General features: G+C 70.8%; 17 protein-coding genes. 5 read left to right on the top strand and 12 right to left on the bottom strand.

From position 1 onward, the window contains the following. Window positions 1-75: 75 nt before the first annotated feature. Window positions 76-759, top strand: a complete 684-nt coding sequence (locus tag ABGB10_RS01060) for a GntR family transcriptional regulator (protein ID WP_347658902.1) — start codon at window positions 76-78, stop codon at window positions 757-759. On the opposite strand, the gene ABGB10_RS01065 is transcribed toward ABGB10_RS01060, so the two are convergent. From ABGB10_RS01065 to ABGB10_RS01095, 7 genes are all read right to left on the bottom strand, one after another. Next, on the bottom strand, window positions 756-2,546 hold the full coding sequence (locus tag ABGB10_RS01065; RefSeq protein WP_347658903.1) for a gamma-glutamyltransferase family protein: 1,791 nt from the start codon (window positions 2,544-2,546) through the stop codon (window positions 756-758). The two genes, ABGB10_RS01060 and ABGB10_RS01065, sit on opposite strands and share 4 nt — an antisense overlap. Further along, window positions 2,543-3,544: an oligopeptide/dipeptide ABC transporter ATP-binding protein gene (locus ABGB10_RS01070; protein WP_347658904.1), complete on the bottom strand. Its 1,002-nt coding sequence runs from the start codon at window positions 3,542-3,544 to the stop codon at window positions 2,543-2,545. Before ABGB10_RS01070 ends, ABGB10_RS01065 begins: the two co-directional genes overlap by 4 nt. Then, complete coding sequence (locus ABGB10_RS01075) at window positions 3,541-4,548, bottom strand: ABC transporter ATP-binding protein (RefSeq protein ID WP_347658905.1); 1,008 nt, start codon at window positions 4,546-4,548, stop codon at window positions 3,541-3,543. Before ABGB10_RS01075 ends, ABGB10_RS01070 begins: the two co-directional genes overlap by 4 nt. Then, entirely contained in the window at window positions 4,545-5,429 is an 885-nt protein-coding gene (locus tag ABGB10_RS01080; protein ID WP_347658906.1) for an ABC transporter permease, read from the bottom strand. Before ABGB10_RS01080 ends, ABGB10_RS01075 begins: the two co-directional genes overlap by 4 nt. Further along, complete coding sequence (locus tag ABGB10_RS01085) at window positions 5,426-6,382, bottom strand: ABC transporter permease (protein WP_347658907.1); 957 nt, start codon at window positions 6,380-6,382, stop codon at window positions 5,426-5,428. The genes ABGB10_RS01080 and ABGB10_RS01085 overlap by 4 nt, the downstream gene beginning before the upstream one ends. Window positions 6,383-6,388: 6 nt before the next feature. After that, window positions 6,389-8,053 (bottom strand): ABC transporter substrate-binding protein, encoded by a 1,665-nt coding sequence (locus ABGB10_RS01090; RefSeq protein ID WP_347658908.1) that lies wholly within the window; start codon window positions 8,051-8,053, stop codon window positions 6,389-6,391. Window positions 8,054-8,167: 114 nt separating this feature from the next. Next, on the bottom strand, window positions 8,168-8,752 hold the full coding sequence (locus ABGB10_RS01095) for a TetR family transcriptional regulator (protein WP_347658909.1): 585 nt from the start codon (window positions 8,750-8,752) through the stop codon (window positions 8,168-8,170). 66 nt (window positions 8,753-8,818) lie between these two features. Between ABGB10_RS01095 and ABGB10_RS01100 the strand changes: the two genes are divergently transcribed. Then, window positions 8,819-9,514 carry an NAD(P)H-binding protein gene (locus ABGB10_RS01100; RefSeq protein WP_347658910.1) on the top strand — a complete coding sequence of 232 codons (696 nt, stop codon included), beginning with the start codon at window positions 8,819-8,821 and terminating at the stop codon, window positions 9,512-9,514. Between the two features lie 8 nt (window positions 9,515-9,522). Here ABGB10_RS01100 and ABGB10_RS01105 read toward each other — a convergent pair whose 3' ends face one another. Beyond that, window positions 9,523-10,044 (bottom strand): MarR family winged helix-turn-helix transcriptional regulator, encoded by a 522-nt coding sequence (locus tag ABGB10_RS01105; protein ID WP_347658911.1) that lies wholly within the window; start codon window positions 10,042-10,044, stop codon window positions 9,523-9,525. Window positions 10,045-10,219: 175 nt separating this feature from the next. Here ABGB10_RS01105 and ABGB10_RS01110 point away from each other — a divergent pair, with 175 nt between their 5' ends. Together ABGB10_RS01110 and ABGB10_RS01115 are read left to right on the top strand one after the other, a co-directional pair. Next, window positions 10,220-10,897, top strand: coding sequence for a hypothetical protein (locus tag ABGB10_RS01110; protein ID WP_347658912.1), 678 nt, complete (start codon window positions 10,220-10,222; stop codon window positions 10,895-10,897). A 23-nt stretch (window positions 10,898-10,920) separates the two neighbouring features. Further along, window positions 10,921-11,634, top strand: a complete 714-nt coding sequence (locus tag ABGB10_RS01115; RefSeq protein WP_347658913.1) for a hypothetical protein — start codon at window positions 10,921-10,923, stop codon at window positions 11,632-11,634. A 66-nt stretch (window positions 11,635-11,700) separates the two neighbouring features. Here ABGB10_RS01115 and ABGB10_RS01120 read toward each other — a convergent pair whose 3' ends face one another. Further along, window positions 11,701-15,747, bottom strand: coding sequence for a discoidin domain-containing protein (locus tag ABGB10_RS01120; protein ID WP_347658914.1), 4,047 nt, complete (start codon window positions 15,745-15,747; stop codon window positions 11,701-11,703). 169 nt (window positions 15,748-15,916) lie between these two features. Further along, on the bottom strand, window positions 15,917-16,483 hold the full coding sequence (locus ABGB10_RS01125; RefSeq protein WP_347658915.1) for a helix-turn-helix domain-containing protein: 567 nt from the start codon (window positions 16,481-16,483) through the stop codon (window positions 15,917-15,919). Window positions 16,484-16,596: 113 nt separating this feature from the next. Between ABGB10_RS01125 and ABGB10_RS01130 the strand changes: the two genes are divergently transcribed. After that, on the top strand, window positions 16,597-17,997 hold the full coding sequence (locus ABGB10_RS01130) for an MFS transporter (protein WP_347658916.1): 1,401 nt from the start codon (window positions 16,597-16,599) through the stop codon (window positions 17,995-17,997). Window positions 17,998-18,086: 89 nt separating this feature from the next. Here ABGB10_RS01130 and ABGB10_RS01135 read toward each other — a convergent pair whose 3' ends face one another. Together ABGB10_RS01135 and ABGB10_RS01140 are read right to left on the bottom strand one after the other, a co-directional pair. Next, the gene (locus tag ABGB10_RS01135) at window positions 18,087-19,871 is read right to left on the bottom strand and encodes an alpha/beta hydrolase (protein WP_347658917.1); all 1,785 of its coding nucleotides are present in this window, start codon (window positions 19,869-19,871) and stop codon (window positions 18,087-18,089) included. Between the two features lie 112 nt (window positions 19,872-19,983). Continuing rightward, window positions 19,984-20,970: a LuxR C-terminal-related transcriptional regulator gene (locus ABGB10_RS01140; protein ID WP_347658918.1), complete on the bottom strand. Its 987-nt coding sequence runs from the start codon at window positions 20,968-20,970 to the stop codon at window positions 19,984-19,986. Between the last annotated feature and the right edge of the window lie 82 nt (window positions 20,971-21,052).

A 21,052-nucleotide genomic window follows, 5' to 3' on the forward strand; every position in this document is an offset into this window, starting at 1 on the left:
GACACTGTCGGCCACCCTCCAAAGATTGTTCTTCGTATACACTTCGTCCGGACATGTTCACGGAGAGGCGACCAGGTGGCTGAAGATCTGCGGGACAAGCTCGGCGCCCAACATCTGCCGCTACGCGATCAGGTCCTCGCCGCACTGCGCACCGCGATCATCGACGGCAACTACCTACCCGGTGAACGGCTCACCGAGGACCGGCTGGCCGAGGACTTCGGCGTCTCCCGCAACCCGGTCCGGGAGGCTCTCCGCGTCGCCGAGGCCGAAGGCTTCGTCCTGATCCTCCCCCGCCGGGGAGCGGTCGTCGCCTCACCGAGCAGCGGAACCATCGCCGACATGTTCGCCGTCCGCGAGCGCCTGGAGACGCTGGCCGCCCGGCTGGCTGCCGAACGGGCCACCGCCGCCGACGTGGCCGCCCTCCGGGCCCTGCTCGACCAGGGCCGCGAGGCGACCCAGCGGCAGGACCTGGCCAGGGTCGCCGAACTGAACAGCATGCTGCACCTGCGCATCCTCCAGATCAGCGGAAACCCCTGGCTGTCGTCGATAGCCAAGTCGCTCTACCTCCATGTCCAGTGGGTCTTCCGGCTCGGGGCGGCGGAACGCGCACCGCACTCGTGGGCCGAGCACATCCAGCTCGTCGACGCCATCGAGTCAGGCGACGGGGACCGCGCCGAGCGGGCCGCGCTCGCCCACCTCGACGCGGCATCCGCCGCGGCCCACGAGAACGCCGAAGGCGGCTACGGAGTGACGCCCTAACGGCCGCACGCGTAGCCCTGCATCCCCCGGGGGTTCGCACCCGCGCCGAGCACGCCCGTCGCCGGATCACGGGTCACGGCACAGAGCCGACCGAGGCTCCACCCGTCGACGACCCGCACCTCGTGCCCGTACGCCCGCAGGGCCGCCAGCACGCTGTCGTCGTACCGGTCCTCCACCACCAGGACACCGGGCTCCATGTCCCGTGGGTAGAACGACCCCGGAAGGCCGAGCGTGTGCCAGGCCGGCGCGTCGATCGCCTCCTGGAGGGGCTGACCGCCGACGAGGTGCCGCAGCAGGAACGGCAACTGCCACTGGTCCTGCTGGTCGCCGCCGGGTGTCCCGCACGCCAGCACCGGTTCCCCGTCGCGGTGCACCATCGTCGGGCTCAACGTCGTACGCGGTCGCCGCCCCGGCGCCAACGACGAGGCGAGACCCTCCTCCAGCCAGAACATCTGCAACCTGCTGCCCAACGGGAAGCCGAGTTCCGGGATGGTCGGCGAACTCTGCAACCAGCCACCACTCGGGGTAGCCGAGATCATGTTGCCCCACCTGTCGACCACGTCGACGTGGCAGGTGTCGCCACGGGTCACCCCGTCCGACTGCACCGTCGGCTCGCCCGTCGTCGCATCCGTCGCGTCGGCCCGCCGCCCGACACCGGGTCGGACGTGGGCCGGCAGGCGAGGCTGCGCCCCGTCGGGACGGCCCGGCCGCAACTGCGCCGACGCACGGTCACCGACCAGGTTTGCCCGCTCCCGCGCGTACTCCCGGGAGAGCAGAGCCTTGGCGGGCACGTCGACGTCGTCGCCGTACCAGGCCTCCCGGTCGGCGAAGGCGAGTTTGAGCGCCTCGACCTGGGCGTGCACACCGGTCGCGGTTCCCGCGTCGTACACGGCCGGGTCGTCGAGCGCGTCGAGGGTGGCCAGCGCCTCCAGCAGCACCGGGCCCTGGCCCCAGAACCCGGTCTTCGCCACCGAGTAGCCGTGCCAGTCGAGGGTGGCGGGCTGCTCCCAGGTCGCCGAGTACGCGGCCAGGTCGTCACCGGTGACCAGACCGGCATTCGGTCGGCCGCTGGAGTCCTGGAACGGTCGCCGGCTGAACGCGTCGATCGCCTCGGCGACGAAACCCGTACCCCAGGCTCGTCGCGCGGCCTCGATCTGTGCCTCCCGGTCGGCGCCGGCCGCCTGCCCCGCCTCGACCAGTCGGCGCAGGGTGTCCGCGTACGCCGGGTTGGTGACCATCTCCCCCGCGCGCGGTGGCCGGCCGCCGCGCAGCCAGAGCGCGGCGGAGGTGGGCCAGTGTTCCTCGAACAACGACCGCACGGCCGCCACGGTGTCACCGACCCGGCCCACCAGCGGGTGACCGGCACCGGCGTAGCCGATCGCCGGCTCCAGCACCTCGGCGAGGGTGAGCGTGCCGTGCTCGCGCAGCAGCAGGAGCCAGGCGTCCACAGCGCCGGGTACGGCCGCCGCGAGCGGCCCGGCCCCCGGGACGAGGTCCATCCCCAGGGAACGGAAGTGCGCGATGGTGGCGCCGGCCGGTGCCGGACCCTGCCCGCACAGCACCTTCGGCCTGGGGTCCTGCGCGGTGGCCACGATGGCCGGGACCTCGCCGCCCGGCCCGTTCAGGTGCGGCTCGACCACGTGCAGGACGAACCCGGCGGTGACCGCGGCGTCGAAGGCGTTGCCCCCGCGTTCGAGGATGCCCATCGCCGCCTGGCTGGCGAGCCAGTGCGTCGAGGACACCATGCCGAAGGTGCCCTGCAACGTGGGTCGGGTGGTGAACGTCATGACAACACCTCACTGGGATCTGCGGTGCGAACGTCGGGACCGGTGCCGTCCGGCCGGACCAGGTGGCACGCGGCCATGCCGTCGCCGATCGCCGTCTGCGCCGGCACCTCCGTCGCGCACCTGTCGAAGGCGAGCGGGCACCGGGTCCGGAACCGGCAGCCGGACGGTGGGTCGAGCGCGGAGGGCAGGTCGTCGCCGAGCAGCACCGGCTGACGCTGCCGTTGGCGCACCGGGTCGGCCACCGGCGCGGCGGACAGCAGTGCCTGCGTGTACGGGTGGGCGGGCCGGGCGAAGATCCGCTCGCGGGTGCCCTGCTCGACGAGTTGACCCAGGTACATGACGGCGATGTCGTCGGCCAGGTACTCGACCGCGGACAGGTCGTGGGTGATGAAGAGGCAGGCGAACCCAATGTCGCGTTGCAGGTCGGCGAGGAGGTTGAGCACCGACGCCTGCACCGACACGTCGAGCGCGCTGGTGGGTTCGTCGGCGATGAGCAGCATGGGCTCGGAGATCAGCGCCCGGGCGATGCTGACCCGTTGGCGTTGCCCACCGGACAGCTCGTGGGGATAGCGACGTGCCACCTCGGCGCGCAGGCCCACCCGTTCGAGCTGCGGTGCGACGCGGGCGTCCCGTTCGCGCCGGGAGAGCCGCCTGCCGGCCAGCCGCAGCGGCTCGGCCACGATCTCGCCCACCAGCATGCGCGGGTCCAGTGACGCGGCCGGGTCCTGGAAGACGATCGACACCGCCCCGCGGTGCGGGCGCAGCCGCCGCCGGGACAGGTGGGTGACGTCCGTCCCGGCGATCCGGACCGTTCCCCCGGTGGGCTCGATCAGCCGCACCACGCAGCGACCCACAGTCGACTTGCCGGAGCCGCTCTCCCCCACCAGCGCGGTGACCCGACCTCTCGGGATGGTCAGCGACACCCCGTCCACGGCGCGGACCGGGCCGAAGTGCATCACCAGGTCCTCGATCTCCAGGGCGTTCGGTTGCGGCGTCATCGGGTCGCCTCCTGGGGTGCCGTCGAGCAGGGATGCCAACAGGCCGCCACGTGGCCCTCGCCACCGATGCCCTCCAGTGGCGGGGCGGCGTCTCGGCATGTCGTGTCGGCGGCCGGGCAGCGGTCCGCGAAGGTGCAGGCGTCGGGTTGGGTCGACAGCACCGGCACCAGTCCGGGGATCTCGGTCAACCGGTCCGTGCCGGCGTGCCGCCCCGGCTGCGGTGACGCCGACAGCAGCCCCGCGGTGTACCGGTGCCGTGGGTGTGCGAACAGGTCGTCCACAGGTGCCCGTTCCACCACCCGCCCCGCGTACATGACGACGACGCGGTCCGCGATGTCGGCGATCACGCCGAGGTCGTGCGTGATGATGAGGACGCTCGTGCCGAGCCGGTCGCGCAGGTCGCGCAGCACCTGGAGGATGCCGGCCTGGACGGTGACGTCCAGCGCGGTGGTCGGCTCGTCGGCCACCAGCACCTTCGGGCCGCAGGCCACCGCCATCGCGATCATCACGCGCTGCCGCATGCCGCCGGAGAGCTGGTGCGGATAGCTGTCGACCCGCTGGCTGGCGGACGGGATCCCGACGAGCGTCAACAGCTCGACGGCGCGCGCCCGCGCGGCCCGTCGGGACATCCGCTCGTGGACCTGGAGCACCTCCCCGATCTGCCGCCCGACGGTGAGCACCGGGTTCAACGACGTCATCGGCTCCTGGAAGATGTAGGCGATCTCCCGGCCACGGACCCGACGCAGCGCCGACTCCCGGGCACCGACCAGCTGCGTGCCGTCGAGGCGCACCGAACCGGTGACCTGGGCGCTGCCCGGGAGCAGGCCGGCGATGCTCATCGCGGTGACGCTCTTTCCGCACCCCGACTCGCCGACCATGCCGACGATCTCCCCGGGGGCGAGGTCAAGGCTGACGCCGTCCACCGCCGAGACGGTGCCGGTCTCGGTCGGGAACGACACCGAGAGGTCGCGGATCTCCAGCACGGGCGCGGTCGCCGTGGTCATCGGCGGTCCCCCTTCGGGTCGAGGGCGTCGCGCAGGGCGTCACCGAAGACGTTGAACGCCAGCGCCAGGCCCATGATCACCACACCGGGGAAGACCGCCGCCCACGGTGCCCGGGCGGCGAACTGCTGGGCGGTGGCCAGCATGGTGCCCAGGCTGGGCGCCGGTGGCTGGATGCCGAGGCCGAGGAAGGACAGCACCGCCTCGCCGAGGATCGCGGCCGGGATGGCGACCGTGGCCTGCACCAGGATCACCGAGGTCGCGTTCGGCAGGATGTGCCGGGCCAGCACCCACAGGTCACTCGCGCCGTCCACCACGGCCGCCGCGACGAAGTCCAACGACTTGAGGCGCAGCGTGTCCGAGCGGACGACCCGGATCACCCCGGGGATCTGGGCGATGCCGATGGCCACCGCGGCGTTGCCGAGGCTGGCTCCCCGGATCGCCGCCAACCCCACCGCCATGATCAGGAACGGAAAGGCGAGCAGCAGGTCGGTGAAGCGTGAGATGACCGCGTCCCAGGCCCGGAAGTAGCCGGCCGCCAGCCCGAGTGGCACCCCGATGACCAGGGAGGTGGCCACCGCCAGAAGCCCTACCTGCAACGACGCCCGGGCGCCGAGCATGATGCGGGAGAGGACGTCCCGACCGAGGTCGTCGGTGCCGAGCACGTGCCCGGCGGTGCCGGGTGGTGCGACCGTACGGGCGAAGTCGGTCTGGTCGACGGAGTACGGCGCGATCCACGGCGAGAGCAGCGCGATGACGGCCGCGAGCGCGAGCACGACGAAACTGACCACCGCGAGAGGGTTGCGGCGCAACCGGCGTAGTACCCGCTTACGCCGGGTGACGCCGACGGCGGTCTCCGCCATCGGTACGGCGGGGACGGTCATGCCGGATCTCCCGTCACCCGGATGCGGGGGTCGATGACCGAGTAGAGCAGGTCCACGAAAAAGTTGATCACGATGTAGGCCGTCGCGGTGAGCAGGACGACGGCCTGGATCACCGGGTAGTCCCGTTGGAACACCGCGTCGATGGTCATCTTGCCGAAGCCGGGCAGCCCGAAGATCTGTTCGGTGACCACCGCGCCTGAGATCAGCCCTCCGAGTTGGAGACCCACGACGGTCACCACCACGATGAGGCTGTTGCGCAGCGCGTGCCGGGTGATGACGGCACGCGGCCGTAGGCCCTTCGCCTTCGCCGTGCGCACGTAGTCCGACGAGAGCGAGTCCAGCATCGCCGAGCGGGTCTGCCGCATGATGATGGCGGCGAGACCGGTCCCGAGGATCACCGCCGGCAGGAATATGTGGTGCAGGTTGTCCACGGGATCCTCCAGGATCGGCACGAAGCCCGAGGCGGGGAACAGCCCGGTCGCCACGGACAGGTAGAGGATCGCGAGCAGCCCGAGCCAGAAGTGCGGCACCGACAGGCCGATCAGCGCCAGGCCGTTGGCGAGCCACTCCGCCGGTCGCCCGCGACGCACCGCCGCCAGCACGCCGGCGCCGACCCCGAGCGCCGAGGCGATGAGGATCGCCAGGACGGACAACTCGACGGTCACCGGCAGGGCGGTCGTGAGCATCGACGAGACCGGCGTGCCGGTGCGGATCGACACCCCGAAGTCGCCCTGCGCCATGCGCTCCACGTACTGCGCGAACTGGACCGGCAGCGGTTGGTCCAGCCCGTAGTGCCGGCGGATCGCCTCCAACGCCTCCGGTGAGCGGTCCTCGCCGGCGAGCGCGAGGGCCGGGTCACCGGGGAGCGCCCGCACGCCGACGAAGACCACGATCGTCGACAGCAACAGGGTCAGCGCCGACTGCCAGGCGCGGGTGAGCAGATATCGAGCCACGGTGACCTACTTGGCGAAGCCGGCGAAGCCCGCGCGGAGCACACCGTCCGGGAAGACCTGGAGGCCCTGGATCTGCTTGCTGACGGCGGTCAGGTTCCGCTGCCGGTACAGGTAGATGAGCGCGTCGTCCTGCTGGAGCAGGGTGACCGCCTGCCCGTACAGCTTCTTGCGCTCCTCGACGTCGCCGGCCTGGCGGGCCTGGGTCAGCAGGGTGTCGAGCTGCGGGTTGCTGTAGCCGGCGACGTTCTGGCTGGCCCCGGTGCCGACGAAGTTCGTGATGTTGGCGTCCGGGTCGATCCGCCCGCTCCAGCCGAGTTGCAACAGCTCGAAGTTGCCGCGGTCCTGCTCGTCGAGGAGCGACGAGTACTCGACCGGGTTGATCTTCAGGTCGAACCCGCCGTCCTTGACCATGGACTGCAACGCCTGCGCGAGCCGCAGCGTGTCAGGGCTGTTGGAGGCGAGCATCGTCACCGTGTACGGCGTCTGCACGCCCGCCTCGGTGAGCAACTGCTTGGCCTTGGCGGGATCGTGCGCCGGGCAGGTCTGCGCCTCGGGCGACGAGAACGGGCTCGCGGGCGAGATCGGCGAGCAGGCGGCGGTGTGCAGACCGTTGAAGACCGCGTCGACGAGCGCCTTGCGGTCGATGGCGTGTTCGAAGGCCTGTCGTACCTTGGCGTTCTGCGCCAGGGGGCGGTTGATGGGCTTGGGCGCGGTGCCGACGCCGTCGACGTTCCCGACGTTGATGGTCAGGCCCTGGTATCCGAGGGACTGCGACTGCAGGACGGAGATCGCGGCGTCCTGCCGCAGGGAGGCGAAGTCCTGGGTGGACACGCTGTCGGCGACCTGCACGTCGCCGGAGCGCAGGTTGGCGGCGCGGATGCTCGCGTCGGTGAGGATCCGCCACGAGATGGCGTCGAGGTGCACCTTGCTCGCGTCGTAGTAGTTCGGGTCCTTCACGACGTCGATCGAGTTCTGGGGCACCCGTTTGGCGAACTTGAAGGGGCCGACGCAGACCGGCGCGGAGGCGAAGTCGTCACCCAGACCCTGCAGCGCCTTGGCGCTCATGATCATGCCGGCCCGGTCGGCGAGGGCACCCAGCAGCGGCGCGAACGGCTGCTTCAACCGCAGGACGACGGTCTGCGCGTCCGGGGTGTCGACGCCGTCGATGGGACCGAGTTCGCTCCTGCGCGCCGACCGGGAGTTGGTGAGGTGGCGTTGCAGGGTGGCCTTCACCGCGGCGGAGTCGAACGGCGTCCCGTCCGCGAAGCGCACGCCCGGGCGCAGCGGGATGGTCACCGTCCGGCCGTCGCCGCTCGTGGTGGGCAGCGCTGTCGCGAGCTGCGGTACGACCTGCGCCTTCTCGTCGACGTCGTAGAGCTTCTGGCACATCGCCTGGAAGACGTAGCGGGAGTAGAGGCTTCTCGACAGCGTCGGGTCCAACGCGTCGGGCTCGGCGGAGAGGGCGATGACCAACTTGCCGCCCTGCTTCACGGCGGCGGGGTCGGCCGGCGTACCGAAGGAGTCCTGGCCTGCCAACTGGTTGTCGCCGGACTGGTCGCCGTCGCCGCTGTTCGACACCGGTGAACAGGCGACGACCGCGCAGACGACGGCGGCCGCCGCGACGGCGGCCCGGAGTAGACGGCTCGTTTCGCTGACGGAGAGGTTCGTCATGGAGAGCTCCTCGAATGGGCGATTCGGGGAGCGTATGTTGTATACGATGAACGCCGCAAGACCTGCGGGCATGGCTTTACGCCCCTGAAACGCCCACCTCAGGCGGCGTCGAAATCAGGCCCTGCGGGGTCGGCCGTGCAGGGCGGCCCGCAGCGCCGGCCCGAAGAGTTGCCGGACGTCGGCCGGGGACAGCCCGCCGATCGAACGGATCGGGTTCAGGTACCGCGTGAAGATCAGCCCTCCCAGCACCCCGACCGCGGCGGTGGCGCGTTGCGTCGCGTCGGGTCCGCCGAGAAATTCAGCAATGCGGAGGCGCAGCTCACCGTCCAGGTAGTCCCGGAGGGCGCGCATCGTGTCGTCGTCCTGTGCGGCCATCCGGTTCTGCGCCGGCGCGGCAGCGTCCCACAGGCCGGTGACCGAGTCGAGCAGGCGGTCGGCCAGGCCGGCCTGATCACCCCGCAGGGCCCGGTCGAGAGCGGTGGGGTCGACACACAGGAGGTTGAGCGACTGGCTGAAGAGGCCCTGCTTGGAGCCGAAGTGGTAGCTGATGAGCGCCGAGTCGACGCCGGCGGCGGTGGCGACCGCCCGGACCGTCGTGCCCGGGTAACCGTGCTTCAGGAACAGCTCGCGGGCGACCTCGGTGATGCGTGCCTTGGTATCGGGGTTGCCCCGGGGCCGGCCTCGGGTTTTATTCAACACGGTTGAATAATTCCCCTCTTCGGTGCCACGGTCAACGCCGTCAACCCCGCAACGAGGAGCATGCCCATGCGTACTGTCGTCTTCGGCGCCACCGGACCCACCGGCCGTCAGATCACCGAGCAGGCCCTGGCCGCAGGCCACGAGGTCGTCGCGGTCACCCGCCGCCCGCACACCGTCCAGCCCCGCAGCGGCCTCAGCGTGGTCAACGCCGACGTCGCGGGCCCGGACGCCGTCGACCGGGCCGTGGCCGGCAGCGACGCCGTCCTGTCCAGCCTCGGTGTTCCGCTCACCCGGAAGCCGATCACCGTCTATTCGCGGGGCAACGCGAACATCATGGCCGCGATGCACCGCCACGGTGTGAAGCGCCTGGTCACCGTCAGCTCCAGCGTCCTGGATCCCACCTGGCGACCGACCGGCGAGTTCTTCTTCAACACCGTCATGGATCCGCTGTTCAACCGCAGGATGGGCCGCACCGCGCACGAGGACATGCGACGCATGGAGTCCCTCGTCCGCGACAGTGAGCTGGACTGGACCATCGTCCGGCCGTCCGGGCTGTTCGACCACCCAGTCCCCACGCGCTACCAGGTGGCGGAGAACGTCGCCGACGGCCTGTTCACGGCACGCGCTGATCTGGCGGCAAGCATGGTGGCGCAGTTGACCGAAGACCGGTTCATCCGGCGAGCGATGGCGGTGATCACCACCGAGGTCAGGCCGAGCATCGCGGGCCTGATCTGGCGCGAGGCCGTCCTGAAGAAGAAGTAGCGGGTGCGTTATTCGCCGGCCGAGGCACCAGCGTTGCCGGACCGGGAGGCCGATCCCAGGCCGGGATGAACACCCGGCGAGTTCCCGGTGCTGTCGGCGATCCGTTGCAGGACGGCGATGAGCTCGACACGCTCGCTCGCGTCGAGCGCGGCGAGGACCTCTTCCTCGTGCTGGTCGGCGATCCTGCGAGCGCGGGGCAGCAGTTGGCGCGCGACATCGGTCAGGTAGATGGCGTGGGCTCGGCGGTCGGCGGGATGGCGCCGGCGTTGCACCAGGCCGCGTTGTTCCAGGTCGTCGAGCAGGCCGACCATGACCTTACGGTGAATGCCCAGCGCATCGGCGAGCTGCTGCTGCGAGCCACCCTCGCCACCATCGAGGTGCACGAGCAGACCGAAGTGGTTCGGCGCGATGCCCAGCGGCGCAAGGCGCGCGGCGAACGCCTGTGCGATGTGAAACCCAAGCTGCGACAGGAGGAAGTTGGCTCGAGCGGCCAATGGCCGGTCCGCGCCTGCTGCGGGATCGTCAGACACCTCGGTATTGTACGTCCACGATATTGTCCGTTACGGTAACAGTCACCGAGGATCCCTATCTGTTGCCCCCGCCATGCTCGCCGCCATCGGCGACCCCGTGACCATCCGCCGGGCAATCGGCATCGCGTACTGACCTGACCGACGACCGTTCCCCCTCGATGCCGAAGGAGGCAGGATGCCCTATCCGCTGCCCCAGTTCACCGAGCCAGAGCCGTACGGATTCCTCTATCTGGGTTTCCAGGCCGCGCCCGTACAACGGCTCCCCTTCTACGCTCGCACGCCACAGCGGCGCCAGACGGCGGCGCGGCTCGTGCGGGCCGTCCCCGCGCTCGTGCGCCGCCCGGACGTCGTGTCGGTCGACGTCTTCCGGACGGTGTTCATCCCGCCCCTTCCCGGCACACCTCGGTACGACCTCGCCATGCTCATCCGCACGGCGCGCGTGGACCACCTGGAAGCCGTGCGTACCTGCGACGAGGTCTCAGCCCTCGACGGCGAGCAGATCCTCGTCGGCGTCAACGTGGCCCGGATCGGCGACACCGAGGCCCGAACCGACGGCACCTTCCTGTTCAACCACTTCACCGCCGCGCCGGACACCGACGCCGAAGCCGTCTGGCGCTCCGTCACCGGCTGGTACACCAGCAAGACCGGAGTCGACAACTCCACCGCCCTGCGACCCACCGGACCATCCTCGTTCGCGCTCGTAAACTATGTGCGCCTGCCCGCCGGGGCGGCCCGATTCCTCTCCGGACAACTCACCCGGCCAAGCTTCCACACCTTTGTGCGAGCCACGCTCGCCGCCCACGGGATGCACGCCCTACCCGCCTTCCACCGGCTGGTCCACAGGTCGGTGTGAGGCCCGATCGGAAAGGGGTCGTCATGCGCTTTTCTGGCCTCGCCGGGATCGCCGGCATCGGTTTCGTCATCATCCTGATCACGGCCAACCTGCTGCTGACCGCGGCGGGCTTCCCGACCCCGTCGGAAGCGGCATCCGTGGATGAGATCACCACGGTATTCGCTGCCGGATCCGGGGCACTGCGCCTGGCTTCGGCGCTCCTGCCGACAGCCTGGTTGCTGGCCACGATCTTCGTCGCCGGGGTGTACGTCTGCCTTCGCCGCGACGAGCGGGCACGGACGGACCCGTGGGCTCTCGTCGGTCTCGCCGGAGTGCTCATGCAGTCGGTGGTGTTCATCAGCGTCGAGGCCACCCGGCTCGGGCTGATGTCCGCCGCCCAGCACGACACCGCAGGCGTGGCCGGCCTCTGGGGCCTCTACACCGCCCTGTTCGGCTTCAACCAGGTGCTCCTGGCGACCGCACTCGTCGGGTTGTCGATGTTCGGCATTCGTGGCGGCACCATCGCGCGATGGCACGCCGGTACCGGCCTCCTCGCCGCCACGCTGCTGTTCAGCACCGCGACCACGAGTCCGTACGGCGTCAACGGCGTCAACCCGCTGGCCCTGCTCGGCCTCGTCGGCTGGCTCCTCTGGCTGGTATGGATCGTGGCGTACAGCATCGTCCTGATCCGCGACACGCCCACACCAACCGTGCCGACCGGCCACGCCGACCCAGCCGCCGTCGGCGGCCGCTCATGACTGCGGAGCCGGCCCGGGCCGCGGTGGGAAGCGACGCTCAGGGCACCGCTTCCCACCGCGTACTCCCTAGCTGCTGGCCGAGTTGTACGCCTGCGCCGTCACCCTGACCTGACGGGCGAGGCCCGGCCGCGCGGGCCAGGAGACCCGCACCTCGCGGGTCTCCCCCGGCAGGAGCCAGAAGTAGTTGTCGTCGTAGCGGGCCGGCAGAACCCGGTCACCGCGCTGGTCGCGCACGGCGAGCCGCACCAGCGCGGCGACCGTACGACCCTGGTTGCGGACCGTCGTGGTGACGGTGTTCCGCCCGTCCACGACGCGTACGGTGCTCGACGACGTCGACAGGCGGGTACTCGGCACGTCGTTGAGCGCCCGCATCTGCTCGGCCTTGTCGTAGCGCCAGTAGGTGTTCTCCGTGAGTAGCCGGTCACGGCTGTCGCGCAGTTCCAGGCGGACCAGGTGCAGCCCACCACCGTTTGGCGCGTCGAGCGGGAAGACCGCCGTCGTGGCCGAGCGGGCCACGTCCACCCGCTGCCGCTGCGGCGTACCCAACGACCGGCCGGTCAGGTCGTAGCGCCGGGCGGTGACCGTCACGCCGGTGAGCGGCGCCGCGGTGTGGTTGACCACCCGGACCTGCCAGGTGCCCGGGTCGGCCTGTACGTGCAGCGGCTCGCACCCCTTGCGGGCCCCGTAGTAGGCGCCGTTCACGTCGAGGTCGTAGTCGTAGGTCTGCCAGACCGTGCTGTGCCACGCCGGGTGCGACATCCACAGCAGCAGACCGGTGGCGTCCTGCCACAGGTTGGCGTTCCACGCCTCGAACATGGCGCGGTGGCTCTCGTAGTTGACGAACTGCGCCCGGGTGGCGAACTCGTCGAGTGAGTCGGACTCGCCGAGCCGGGCGTCGATGGCCGCCTGGTACGTGCCGACGCGCTGGTTACCGATGGTCGACCAGTCGTGGTAGTTCCACACCTCGCTGATCGGCCACTCCTTCGCGTCGCCGACGAGGTTGCGCATGCTCTCCACCACCGACACGACCGGCATGCCGATCTCGGTGTGGAAGCCGAAGGAGTCGGCCTCGTACATCTTCACGTCGGTGTAGGTCGTCGGGTCGACCCAGTGGTACGGCCCGCGCCCGCTCACGATGCCGCTCGCGGAGTTGGGAATGTAGAGGATCTCCGGGTGCTCGGTGCTGACGGCCTGCTTGAGGCCGGCGTCGACGATCGGCGGCGGGTCACCCTCGTTCGCGCCGCACCACACCACGATGCTGGGGTGGTGACGGAACCGCCGGATCGTGTCGGCGGCGATGTCCACGTAGCCGGGCGGGTTGGGCAGGAACCCGCCGGCCTGCCAGAAGTCGTTCCAGACCAGGATGCCCTGCTCGTCGCAGGCCTGGTACAGCTCCTCGCGGTTGCTGCTGCCGAGCCAGTTGCGGATCATCGTGAAGTTCATGTCGCGGTGCATCTCGACCGTGTCGGCCAGCCGGTCGGGCAGCACCCGGCGCAGCAGCTCGTCCCAGCCCCAGTTGCCGCCCCGGGCGAACACCGGCACGCCGTTGACAGTGATCTTCAGCTCAGTGATCTTGTTGCTGACCGATTTCACGTCGGTCCATCGCTGCCCGTCGTCGGAGACCTGGATGACGAAGTCGCGGGCGTACGCCTGCTCCCAGACGATGGTGACCTGGTCGAAGCTGACCGGTGCGCCCAGGTCGACCTGGATCCACTGGTTGTCCTCGAACTTCGACGACCAGCGGGTCCGTGGGTTGCCGTCGACGGCCCGGTCCGGGCCGTTGGAGTCGCCGTCCGACGACGACGCGCTGGCGGTCCGGCCCAGGGCCAGGTCCACGTCCGGCTCGGCCTGCCGCTGCACCGAGAGCGCCCACATGGACACTCCCCACGAGGTCACCCGCGCACCGGTCTGGATGCGCACGTGCCGCGCGGTCTGGCTGGCGAACGTCTCGACCTGGTCGGCGCGGCTGCCGAGCGGGGTGTCGTTGCTGACCGACTTCACGTCGGCCCAGGCGCCGCCGTCGGCGGAGACCTGGACGCGGTAGTCCAGCGCGTACGCCTGCTCCCAGACGATGGTGACCCGGTCGAAGTCGACCACCGAGCCGAGGTCCACCTGGATCCACTGGTCGTCCTCGGCCTTCGAGGCCCAGCGCGTCGCCGCGTCGCCGTCGACGGCCCTGGCGGCCACGTTGGTGTCGTTCTCCGCCGACGAGGCGGTCGCGTCGCGGTGCAGGGCGAGGTCCGGGCCGGTGCCGTCGGCCACCGACAGCGCGAACATCGAGATGCCCCAGCCGGTCGCGCGCAGACCGGCCTGGATGCGCACGTGCCGGGCGTGCTGCCGGTCGAACGTGACGGTCTGCGTCGCCGCCCCGTCGACGAACTCCAGCGCGGGCTTGCCGGGCGGCGAGATCACGATCGGCTGGTGCCAGTCGTAGGCGAACTGCCGGACACCGAAGCGCAGCTCACGCCGGTCGCTGAGCTTCCGCTTCACGGTGGCGGTGAGCGTGAGGTCGTACAGGTGGGGGTCGCCGTAGCCGTTGGGCCACCACAGCCGGGGCTTGCGCAGGCGCAGCGCGGGGAAGCGCTCCGGCGCGAAGGTGACAGTGGTGCTCCCGCCGGCGGGGACGGTGACCGTGGACTCGACGCGTACCTTGTCGAACTCCGCGCGGACGGTGACCGTGGTGGCGGTGGGCGTCGCGTTGCGGACCGGCACCCGGATGGTGACCTCGGCGACGCTGGTGTCCGGCAGGTCCGGCAGCGTGGTCTGCACGTGCGGGTCGCCGACGACCACGGCGCCGGTGCTGCGCAGCCGGACGTGGTCCCAGAGGCCGGTGACCCGGTCGCGGACGGCGGGCATCCAGTCCCACCCGGACACCGCGAGGTAGGTCGGCGCGTCGAGGTAGTGGTGGGCCGACTGGAGGAAGGTACGGCCGTCGGGGCCCTTGTCACCGGGGGTGCCCTGGTGCGGCATCGGGGTGACCCGGACGGCGAGAACGTGCTCGCCGCGGTGACCGGCGAGGGCGTCGGTGATGTCGAAGGCCGCCCGCGCGAACGGGTGCTTGACGCTGCCGACCTGCACGCCGTTGACCCAGGCGGTCGCCTCGTGGTTGATGCCGTCGAACTCGAGCCAGATCCGCCGACCGGCCGACGTGTCCAGCTCGCGCGGCAACCGCAGGGCACGCCGGTACCACCACGTGTGCCGGGACAACGCCTCCGGGATGCGCATGTTGTTGAAGCCGGCCACCGGGTCGGGCAGGTGGCCCTGCTCGACCAGGGTGCCCAGCACGGTGCCGGGCACCGTCGCCGGCAGCCAGGACCGGACGTCGACGCCCGCACGGGAGAGTTCGGCGCCGTCAGCGGTGCCCGCGAAGTCGTCCATCGTCAACGACCAGCCCGACTCCAGCGGCACCGTGCCGTCGGCGGCGACCGTGAGCGCGGGAGCCGGACCGGTGTTGCCGTCCTCCCAACTGGTCCAGCCCTCGGCCTTCGGCCGGCCCGCCAGGGGCACGCCGTAGACCTGGAAGCCGTTGAGGCCCACCGGGTTGCTGTTCGAACGCTTCGTGGCCGTCATGCGGATCCATCGGGCGGTGACCGGCTCGGGCAGCTTGATGGCCTGCACCCCGCCCTGACCCTCGGTCGTTTCGTACACCGACCGCCAGGTACGGCCGTCGGTGGAGACCTCGATGCGGTACGCCGTGGCGGCGCTGGAGAGGATCTCGTCGCCATCGGTGTCGGTGTAGTTGCCGTCGAACGGCCCGTCGGCGAGTGTGGCCTCGAAGACCAGGGTGACGGCCTCGACCCGGCAGAGCGCCTGCAGGTCCACCGATATCCACTGTGGATCGGCGTTGCCGGCCGCCCGCCAACCACTCCCCCGCACGCCTACCTGCGGCAGGCCGTCCACGGCGAAGGTCGCGGGCGTCGGCGCGTAGTCGGTCGAGGAGACCGCGACCGGGCGGTACAGGGCAAGGTCGGTGGCCTGCGGGGTGGCGGGCGGTGTCACCGGAGCGGCGGCCGCGATTGCGTCCGGTAGGACGGCGGTGACCCCGACCGACGCCAGCAGCGTGGCTCCGGCGGAGAGGAAGGTACGCCGCGACAGGGGCGATGGCTCGGACATTGTGCCTCCAGACATGACAACGTTGTCAGATGGCGGGGATCTGTGACAACGTTGTCAGATGGTGGCCTGATGTTTCACCAGAGTCAAGGGCCCGAGTCCATCGTGATTCCCCGAACACGGTCCGCAGTTGGTCCACTTCGGACATCGATGCGCGGGCGGACGGCCCAGGTCACTCCGGCTGCGTGCTCAGCCCGTCCAGGGCGACCGCGAGCACGTGATCGCGCTGGTCGGCGCGGGGGAAGTGCCCGGAGGCGATGGCGCTGGCCAGCCGCATGACGTCGTCGATCGTCACGTCCGCGCGCACCTCGCGCGCTCGCTGGGCCCGCTCCAGCAACGGCCCACCGGCGGCGTAGAGCGCCCGCCGACACTCCAGGTAGGCGGCGGACTCCCGGTTCAGGCCGGCAGCGAGGGGCTGCTTCGCCCCGATGTACTCCACGAAGCGCCGCAGCCACGCGTACAGGCCGTCGCGGGGGCCGAGGCGCTCAGCCTCCCCGGCCGTCTCGCACACCGCCTCGACCTCGGTGACGTAGACGTTCTCGATCAGCACCTCCCGGGTCGGGAAGTTGCGGTAGAGCGTGGCGATGCCGACCCCGGCGCGGCGGGCGATCTCCTCCAGCGGGGCCTCCGCGCCCTGCTCGGCGAAGGCGACCCGGGCCGCCGCCAGGATCGCGTCGTAGTTGCGGGCGGCATCCGCCCGGTGTGGGCGGGCCACGCGCAGGTGGGTGAGGGCCGTCACGATGCCGATGTCTCCCAGCGTTAGCAACCGGAGGCCGCCTATCACTATAGTGATAGTGCGCCTCCACTTATCCGGAGGTCTCCTATCAGTCTAGCCCGGAAAGAAGGCGGACCATGTCCCCGACTCCCGTTTCCCGCCGCGGGATCGCCCTCGCACTCATCCTCGGGTCGCAGCTGATGATGACCCTGGACACCTCGATCATCACGACCGCACTGCCACACGTGCAGCGGCAGTTCGGGTTCTCCCAGTCCGGGCTCTCCTGGGTCCAGAACGCCTATGTCCTGGCCTTCGGCGGCCTGCTCCTGCTCGGCGCCCGCGCCGGCGACCTGCTCGGCCGCCGCCGGGTGTTCTTCGCCGGGATCGCCCTGTTCACCGCGGCGTCGCTCGCCGCCGGCCTCGCGCCGAGCGGCAGTTGGCTGATCAGCGCCCGCATCGTGCAGGGGGTCGCCGCCGCGCTCGCGGTGCCCTCCACACTCGCGCTGCTTGTGGCCGACCACCCCCAGCCGGGCGCCCGCGCCAAGGTGATCGCCCTCTACAGCGCGGTCATCGGCGCCGGCGGCAGTGTCGGGATCGTGATCGGCGGCGTCTTCACCGACCTGCTGTCCTGGCGCTGGGGAATGCTCGTCAACGTCCCGATCGGCATCGTCATCGCGCTGCTCGCACCCCGGTTCCTGGTCGAGACCGAGAGCCGCTCCGGGACCTTCGACCTCGGCGGCGCGCTGACCTCCATCGTCGGCATGACCGCCCTGGTGTACGGCTTCCTCCAGGCCGCCGCGACCGGCTGGAACGCACCGACCACCGTGGTCTCGCTGGGCCTCGGCGCCGTCCTGCTGGTGGTCTTCGTGCTGATCGAACACCGGGCGCCCCAGCCGATCACCCCACTGCGGCTCTTCGGCAGCGTGGAACGCTCCGCGGCGTACGCCGGTCGGATCCTCATCGTCGGCGCGACCTTCTCCACCTTCTACTTCCTCAGCCAGTACCTGCAGGAGGTGCTGCACCTCAGCGCCCTGCAGACCGGCTTCGCGTACGTGCCCATCACCGGCATGTTCTTCGCCATGGTGTACGCCATCCGGCCCCTGCAGAACCGGATCGGCCGTCCCGTACTCCTGGTGGCGTCCCTCGCCACCGCGCTGGTCGGCATGGCGTGGTTGTCCCGGATCTCGGCGGGCTCCAGCTACTTCCCGGACGTCCTGCTGCCGCTGCTGGTAATCGGAATCGGCCAGGGCATCGCGATCATCCTGATGACCCAGGGCGGCGTCGCCGGAGTCGAGCCACAGGACGCCGGCGCCGCGTCGGGCCTCGTCAACGTCGCCCACCAACTCGGCGGGTCACTCGGCATCGCGATCCTGACCATCGCCTACACCCGCGCCAGCTCCGCAACCGACCCGACTGCCGGCTTCCACGCCGCCTTCACGGGTGCCAGCGTCTTCTTCCTGATCGCCCTGGCCCTGGCCGTCGTCGTAGCCATCGCCGGCCGCCGCGCCAGCCGGCTCGCCGGTCTTTCCGCCAGCTGAAGGGACAATGCCCTCCACCAGCACAGGACCCGGCCGATCAGCTGAAAGAGGGGTGCGGGCGGCAGGTCGCCGCCCGCACCCGTCGGCCGTCACTCCGGGTACGAGGGCCCCGGCTCGGTACGCAGCATCCGCTTGAGCATGCGGTTCGCCGCCCGCATGTCGTCGCTGATCAGCTGGGTCCGCACCGTCCCCTTGCCGGTCAGCTTGCCACCCACCTCGAACACCGCCGTCTCGCCCGGCAACGGCACCGCCTGGCAACCGGTGTACGTCTCGGCGGGAAGGCGCCCGTCCAGCAGGTAGGCGTACACCGGGTCGTCCACGCACGGCGTGTAGTACGGGAAGACACCGTGACTACCCTCGTTGTCCACGCTGATCATCGACGCGCCGGGGAGCTTCTTCGACGCCGCCAGCGCGCCCTCGTACGCGGTCGCGACGTCGAGTTCGTCCTGCAGCATCAGCACCCTGGGGAACGTCTTGCGGTCGAACTTCGGCATCCGGTTGCTCGTCGGCCAGTACGCGCAGGCCGGCGGGTTCTGCAGGTACGGAGCGACCAGCGGGGCGTCGCGGGTCAGGCGCCGGCTGAACGCGTTCCAGTGCGCGATGCTGTCGTTCCACTGCCCGTCCTGGCAGCGGATGACCTCGAAGACGTAGTCGATGTCGTACGTGTACTCGTCGGTGCCCTGGGCCAGCAGTGACCGATCACGCTGGGTCTTCAACGCCGCCTCGGCGCTGACCCGCGACTGCTCGATGTACGCCCGGTCGTCGGCGGTGACTCCCGGTGCGGTGAGCATCTTCGCCGTCGCGGCACCGAGAATCTGCTCGGGCGTCCAGCCGTTCCACTCCTCGTAGTACTGGATCACCGTGTTCACCGCCGCCGCGGCGGTCGGGTAGTTCTGGGTGTCGTAGAGAGCGCCGAGGATGAACCAGCCGAACATGAACGGCCCCATGCCGACGCGGGTGCCCCCGGCCCGCTCGAACATCTCCCGGATCTTCATCGGGTCGGTGCCCCGGCCGTACAGGTCGTCGTGGCGGGCCATGTACGGCAGCAACTGCTCCTGGAACGCCCGGTCCCGGGTGAACGGTTGCAGGTCCCAGGTCTCCTGCAGGGTGGGTGAGCCGACCGCGGCCACCGAGTCGAGAACCATCCGGTTGGTCCGGCTCGGGAACGTCGCCGCGTACCAGGTGCCCAGCCAGGTGCCGTACGAGTAGCCGAGGTAGTTCAGCTTCTGCTCGCCCAGCAGCACCCGGATGAAGTCCATGTCGTAGGTGGTCTGCTCGGTGGTGATGAACGGCGTCAGCTCGGTGCTGCGGCAGCCGGCCACGTTGGCCTGGGTGATCAGGTCGTTGGTGTTGTCGGTGTCGCGGTAGGTGACCGTGCAGAGCAGCGGAGTGCTCTGCCCGACGCCGCGCGGGTCGAAGCCGATCACGTCGTAGTGCTCGGCGAGGGCGGGCGCGGACCTCGCCACGTACGGCGCCAACGACAGGCCACTGCCGCCGGGGCCGCCCGGATTGACCAGCAGGATGCCCTTGCGGTCGCTGCCGGAGGCGGCGGTACGGCTGATCCGGACCTGGATCGTCCTGCCGTCGCCCGGGTTGTGCCAGTCGCGCGGCACGGTGACCGTCGCGCAGGTCAGCCGCAGCCGCGCCTCGTCCTCGGGGCTGACGTCGGCCAACCCGCACGGCTCCCAGGAGGGCCGCTGGGTGGCGAGCGACGCCGCCAGGGCGGCGGTGTCCGGCTCGGCGGCCTTGGCCGCGGCGGCCGGCGTCACGGCCGCACCGCTGGTCAGAGCCGCCGCGACCAGGGTCACGGCGAGCAGGGCGGCCGGCCGGCGCACGCGGCGTGGGCGGCGCGACCCGGTCGTGGGAAGGGGCATCGTCCCGTCCTCTCCTGGAGCGGATGATCGAATGGCCTTCACCCTGGCCCAGGAGTGTTTCGCCGCCTCGGTCCCGCGATGACGAAGACCGGCCATGGCAGGATCCGGCCAGTCACAGCCAGCCGCGTCGGGTGGCCTGCACGCCGAGTTGGAACCTGCTACGCGCGCCGAGCAACTCCTGTAGGCGACTGACCCGGCGGTGCACGGTGCGGTTGCTGATGCCGAGGTCACGGGCAATGGCCTCGTCGGTCAGGCCCGCGGTGAGCAGCGCGAGCAGCCGCTGCGTGGCGGCGGTCGGCTCGGCGTCCGGCTGGGCGGTGTCGGCGGTGGCGTGGATCGGCGCACCGAGCCGCCAGAACACCTCGAACAACTCGGACAGCCCGTCCAGCAGTCGGGAGCGGTGCACCAGCATCGCGTCGGCGTCATCACCGCTGGCGCGCGGCAGGATCACGAGGCCACGGTCGGCGTCGACGAGCATCATCTTCAGGGGAAGCTCCGGGAAGACCCGCGCCTGCTCTCCGGCGGCGACCGCGGCGCGCACCGCCGCGAGCATCGCCTCGTCGTGCAACAGTTCGCCCTCGTAGACGCAGCGGTAGCGCAGGCCGCGTCGGAGCGCGTCGTACTGCACCTCCTCCGGAACCCGGGCGGTGTCGCGCAGGTACGGCCCGCGTTCCAGGCCCCGCACCTCGGCGCGGGCCCCGGCCTGCAGCTGGCGGAACAGGTCGCGGACGGCGCTCTTGCCCTCGATGACCTCGACGAACGCGGCCCCGGTGCCGTGCACCGCGCGGTAGAGCCCGGACAGCGTCTCCGCCGCGGCACGCGCCCGGGCGGCCTCCATCTCCCGCTGCGCGGCCCAGTTCTCCAGGGCGGTACGCGGCGGTCGGACGTGCAGCACGCCGGCGGTGTCGCGGTGCACCGCGCCGCTGCTCAGCAGCCCCACGAGCGCCCGAGCGGCCTGCGGTGACGCGGTGGCCAGGAACTCCGGCTGCGGCACGGGCGCCATCCGCAGGAGCTCGCGGTAGACGTCTGCGGCGTCCGGCGTGAGTGGGAGCGATTCCACGTCGAGGTCGGAGGCCACGACGAAGGGATCGGTCCGCATGCACCGGATCGTAAGGCGCGTGAGTGGGGATCCACCAGGCCGGGCGGGACGGGGCTGTCGTCGTGCGGGTGCACCGCGACAG

It is taken from the genome of Micromonospora sp. B9E7, assembly GCF_039871815.1.
Classification (GTDB): Bacteria; Actinomycetota; Actinomycetes; order Mycobacteriales; family Micromonosporaceae; genus Micromonospora.

Excerpts from the sequence above, each read along its gene's own strand:
- ABGB10_RS01065 (WP_347658903.1), bottom strand. The coding sequence starts at position 2,546 with ATGACGTTCACCACCCGACCCACGTTGCAGGGCACCTTCGGCATGGTG.
- ABGB10_RS01070 (WP_347658904.1), bottom strand. The coding sequence starts at position 3,544 with ATGACGCCGCAACCGAACGCCCTGGAGATCGAGGACCTGGTGATGCAC.
- ABGB10_RS01075 (WP_347658905.1), bottom strand. The coding sequence starts at position 4,548 with ATGACCACGGCGACCGCGCCCGTGCTGGAGATCCGCGACCTCTCGGTG.
- ABGB10_RS01080 (WP_347658906.1), bottom strand. The coding sequence starts at position 5,429 with ATGACCGTCCCCGCCGTACCGATGGCGGAGACCGCCGTCGGCGTCACC.
- ABGB10_RS01090 (WP_347658908.1), bottom strand. The coding sequence starts at position 8,053 with ATGACGAACCTCTCCGTCAGCGAAACGAGCCGTCTACTCCGGGCCGCC.
- ABGB10_RS01100 (WP_347658910.1), top strand. The coding sequence starts at position 8,819 with ATGCGTACTGTCGTCTTCGGCGCCACCGGACCCACCGGCCGTCAGATC.
- ABGB10_RS01110 (WP_347658912.1), top strand. The coding sequence starts at position 10,220 with ATGCCCTATCCGCTGCCCCAGTTCACCGAGCCAGAGCCGTACGGATTC.
- ABGB10_RS01115 (WP_347658913.1), top strand. The coding sequence starts at position 10,921 with ATGCGCTTTTCTGGCCTCGCCGGGATCGCCGGCATCGGTTTCGTCATC.
- ABGB10_RS01120 (WP_347658914.1), bottom strand. The coding sequence starts at position 15,747 with ATGTCCGAGCCATCGCCCCTGTCGCGGCGTACCTTCCTCTCCGCCGGA.
- ABGB10_RS01130 (WP_347658916.1), top strand. The coding sequence starts at position 16,597 with ATGTCCCCGACTCCCGTTTCCCGCCGCGGGATCGCCCTCGCACTCATC.
- ABGB10_RS01135 (WP_347658917.1), bottom strand. The coding sequence starts at position 19,871 with ATGCCCCTTCCCACGACCGGGTCGCGCCGCCCACGCCGCGTGCGCCGG.
- ABGB10_RS01140 (WP_347658918.1), bottom strand. The coding sequence starts at position 20,970 with ATGCGGACCGATCCCTTCGTCGTGGCCTCCGACCTCGACGTGGAATCG.